This window comes from Paraplanobispora siamensis (assembly GCF_016863175.1).
Taxonomy (GTDB): Bacteria; Actinomycetota; Actinomycetes; order Streptosporangiales; family Streptosporangiaceae; genus Planobispora; species Planobispora siamensis.
In genome coordinates, this window is record NZ_BOOJ01000122.1 from 1 (window position 1) to 3,947 (window position 3,947).

2 protein-coding genes are annotated in these 3,947 nt (G+C 73.3%); both read left to right on the forward strand.

Features of this window, described 5'->3' with window-relative positions; genetic code table 11:
- On the forward strand, positions 1 to 1,712 hold a 1,712-nt coding region (locus tag Psi01_RS42755; RefSeq protein ID WP_239128455.1), incomplete at its 5' end, for a condensation domain-containing protein.
- Positions 1,709 to 3,947, forward strand: a 2,239-nt coding sequence (locus tag Psi01_RS43970; protein ID WP_239128456.1) for a condensation domain-containing protein, incomplete at its 3' end; no start/stop codon positions are given. The genes Psi01_RS42755 and Psi01_RS43970, both read left to right, overlap by 4 nt.

A 3,947-nucleotide genomic window follows, 5' to 3' on the forward strand; every position in this document is an offset into this window, starting at 1 on the left:
GGGTCAGTGGGTCGGCGGCCGGGCCGGTGGGGGGCCGGGAGGCGTTGTTGTGCGGGTTGTTCGCCGAGGTGCTGGGGATGGCCTCGGTCGGGGTCGAGGACGGGTTCTTCGATCTCGGCGGGGACAGCATTCTGGCGATCCAGCTGGTGGCGCGGGCGCGGGCGGCGGGTCTGATGTTCGCCCCGAAGGATGTGTTCCGTCACCAGAGTGTGCGTGAGCTGGCGCTGGTGGCGACGGAGGAGGAAGGCGTCCAGGCCGAGCCGGAGGGCGCCGGGGTCGGGCCGGTGCGTCCGACGCCGATCATGCAGTGGCTGGCCGAGCGGGAGGGCCCTGCCGACGGGTTCAACCAGACCGTGGTGTTGCGGGTGCCGCCGGATCTGGGATCGGACCATCTGACCGCCGCGCTGCAGGCCGTACTGGACCGCCATGACGCCCTGCGGCTGAGCCGGCACGGCGCCGGAGGCTTGGAGGTGCTGCCGGTCGGGTCGGTGCGGGCGGATGAGTGCGTACGGCGGGTGGAGGTCGGCGATGCCCTGATCGCGGCGACGGCATCCGATGAGGGGTGGGCGGGGGTGGTGGCCGAGCAGGCGGCGTGGTCGCGTACCCGGCTGGATCCGGCCGGTGGGCGGATGGTGCAGGTGGCGTGGTTGGATGCCGGGCCGCGGGTTTCGGGGCGGCTGGTGGTGACGGTTCATCATCTGTGCGTGGACGGGGTGTCGTGGCGGATCCTGTTGCCGGATCTGTTCGCGGCCTGGACGGCGGTACGGCAGGGGCGGAAGCCGCAGCTGGCGCCGGTGGTGACGTCGTTGCGGACCTGGGCGCGGCGCCTGCACGACGAGGCCCGCCACAGGACCGGTGAACTCGACGCCTGGGCGGAGATCCTCGACGGTCCCAACCCGCGCATCGGCCACCGGTCCCTGAACCCGCACAAGGACACCGCGGCGACCGTCCGCACGCTGCGGCGGACACTGCCGCCCGGCCGTACGGAACCGCTGCTCACCGGCGTTCCCGCGGCCTTCCACGGGCGGGCCGACGACGTGCTGCTCACCGGTCTCACGCTGGCGGTGGCCGCCTGGCGCAGGAGGCACGGCGGCCGAGGCACCTCGGTCCTGCTCGACCTCGAAGGCCACGGGCGGGAGGAGATCTTCCCCGAGGTGGACCTGTCCAGGACGGTCGGCTGGTTCACGGCCATGTACCCGGTCCGGCTCGACGCGGGGAGCAGCGACTGGAACGGTGAGCGGGCCGCGGGCCAGGCGATCAAACGGGTCAAGGAACAGCTGCGGGCCGTACCCGACCCCCTGACCTACGGCCTGCTGCGCCACCTCGACCCCGACACCGCGGCCGAGCTGGCGGACCTGCCCCGGCCGCAGATCCTGTTCAACTACCTGGGCCGGGTGACGGTCGCCGACGGTGACTGGAACCTCGTGCCCGCGGACGTGGGCGGGCACGACCCCGACATGCCGGTGTCCCACGTACTGGAGATCAACGCAACCGTGTACGACCGGCCGGACGGCCCGCACCTGGAAGCCGCCTGGTCGTGGCCGGACGGGGTGCTCGCCGAGGCCGAGGTCGAGGAGCTGGCCGAGACCTGGTTCGAGGCCCTCGGCGGGCTGGCCGAGCACGGCGCAGGGGGCTACACGCCCAGTGACCTCCTGGTCGACCTGGACCAGAAGGAGATCGACCGCATCCAGGCCGCGTGGGAGAGACGATGACGCAGGTCCAGGACATCCTTCCGCTGTCTCCGCTGCAGCAGGGACTGTTCTTCCACGCCCTCCACGACGAGCACGACGTCTACACCGCCCAGGTCACCCTCGACCTCGACGGGCCCCTCGATCCCGCCAGGCTCGCGGGCGCGGCCGCCCGGCTGCTCGAACGCCACCCCAACCTGCGCGCGGCCTTCTGGCACGAGGAGCTCAGCCGGCCGGTCCAGGTCATCCCCGAGCGGGTCGAGGTGCCCTGGCGTGAGGTCTCCGGGGAGGACCCGGAGGCGGTGGCGGCCGGGGAGCGGGCGCGGGGCTTCGATCTGGCCGCGCCGCCGTTGCTGCGGTTCGTGCTGGTACGGCTGGCGCCGGGCCGGCACCGGCTGATCCTCACCAACCATCACATCCTGCTGGACGGCTGGTCCACCCCGCTGCTGATCACTGAACTGCTCGCCCTCTATCTGGGCGTGGAGGCCGCGCCCGCTCCGCCGTACAAGAGCTATCTGGCCTGGCTCGCCCGGCAGGACCGCACGGCGGCCAGGCAGGCGTGGGACCGGGCGCTGGACGGCCTCGACGAGCCCACCCTGGTGGCCCCGAACGCCCCCGCCGTGCCCACCCCGCCGGACAAGGCCCGCATCAAGCTGGACGCCGAGCTGACCGGCGCCCTCACCAGGCTCGCCCGCCGCCGTGGGGTCACGGTCAACACGGTGGTACAGGCGTTGTGGGCGATCCTGCTCTCCCGGCTGACCGGCCGCGACGACGTGGTCTTCGGCGCGATCGTGTCGGGACGGCCGCCGGAGCTGCCCGGCGTGGAGCGGATGGTCGGGTTGTTCATCAACACGATTCCGGTGCGGGTACGGCTGCGCCCCGACGAGCCCCTGGGCGAGCTGCTCGAACGCCTCCAGGACGAGCAGGCCGAACTGCTGCCCCACCACCACCTCGGCCTGACCGAGATCCGGCGCGGCACCCTGTTCGACACCGTGACCGTGCTGGAGAACTATCCGTTCGACCCGTCCGGGGCGGAGGCGGACCTCGGCGACCTGCGGCTGACCGGGTTCGGCTCGGCCGACGCGCACCACTATCCCCTGGCCCTGGCGGTCATCCCCGGGGACCGGCTCACCCTGCGCCTGGACCACCGGCCCGATCTGTTCACCGGGCCCGAGGCCGAACGGCTGCTGGGCCGCATGCGCTCCCTGCTCACCACACTCGTCGACACTCCCGACATCCCGGTCGGCCACCTGGGGATCCTGGACCCGGACGAGCACCGCCTGATCGTCGAGGAGTGGAACGACACCGGCGCGCCCGTGCCCGGCCGTACGCTGCCCGCCCTCTTCGAGGCCGCGGCCCGGCGCGACCCCGGCGCCACCGCGCTGGTGGAGGGCGGGACGGAGCTGACGTACGGTGAGCTGAACGCCCTGGCCGACCGGCTGGCCCGGCAGCTGCGCAGGCACGGCGTGGGGCCCGAGCGCCTGGTGGCGCTGCTGCTGCCGCGCTCGGCCCGGCTGGTCGTCGCGGCGCTGGCGGTGGCCAAGGCGGGAGGCGCCTACCTGCCGGTGGACCCGGGCTACCCGGCCGAGCGCATCGCGTACATGCTCGACGACGCCGCTCCGATGCTGGTGATCGACGAGGCGTTCCTGGCCGGAGCCGGGGACGGGTCCGCGGGCGGGGACGGCGAGCCGACGGCCGGGACGGACTCCGGTGAGCGGAAGCCCGGGACGGACGACCGGACCTCGCTGCGGCACCCGGCTTACGTGATCTACACCTCGGGCTCGACCGGCCGTCCCAAGGGCGTGGTCGTGACCCACGAGGGCATCGCCGCGTTCGCCGAGTCCCAGCGGGACCGGCTCGAGGCCGGACCGGACAGCAGGGTGCTGCAGTTCGCCTCGCCGAGCTTCGACGCCTCGGTGATGGAGATGCTCATCGCCTTCGCCGCCGGAGCCGCTCTCGTCATCCCGCCCGAAGGGGTGTACGGCGGAGCGGAGCTGGCCGGAGTCCTGGAGAACGGGCGGATCACCCACGCGCTGATCCCTCCGGCCGCGCTGGCCGGTGTGCCGCAGACGCCGCTGCCGGACCTGCGGACCCTGGTGGTCGGCGGCGACGCCTGCGGTCCCGACCTGGTGGACCGCTGGGCCCCCGGCCGTCTGATGGTCAACGCCTACGGCCCCACCGAGGCGACCATCGCCGCGACCATGAGCGGCCCGCTGTCACCGGGCGAGATCCCGCCGATCGGCTCTCCCATCCGGGACG